General features: G+C 38.1%; 1 pseudogene. It reads right to left on the bottom strand.

Features of this window, described 5'->3' with window-relative positions:
• Positions 1–218: pseudogene (locus tag HMPREF3029_RS04925) on the bottom strand (amidohydrolase family protein); the annotation flags it as partial.

Below are 218 nucleotides of genomic sequence, written 5' to 3'. Positions count from 1 at the left end.
CAATAACAGTTGTAACCCCGCCATGTGCAGCAGCTGCAGTCATTCTATCCATTCCTTCATCAGGGTTTGAATAAGCATGGACGTGTGAATCGATAAAACCAGGGTAAATGAATTCATCAGTGTATTCTATGACTTCTTTTCCTTCAAGTTGATTCTCTGTAGCAATAGCTTGAATGATACCATTGCTAATACCTATATCTCCTTTTTTGATACCATTA

The organism is Nosocomiicoccus sp. HMSC059G07 (assembly GCF_001815515.1).
GTDB classification, from domain to species: domain Bacteria; phylum Bacillota; class Bacilli; order Staphylococcales; family Salinicoccaceae; genus Nosocomiicoccus; species Nosocomiicoccus ampullae_A.
Note: the sequence above shows the minus strand (reverse complement) of the source record. Positions and strands in the feature narration are given on the sequence as shown.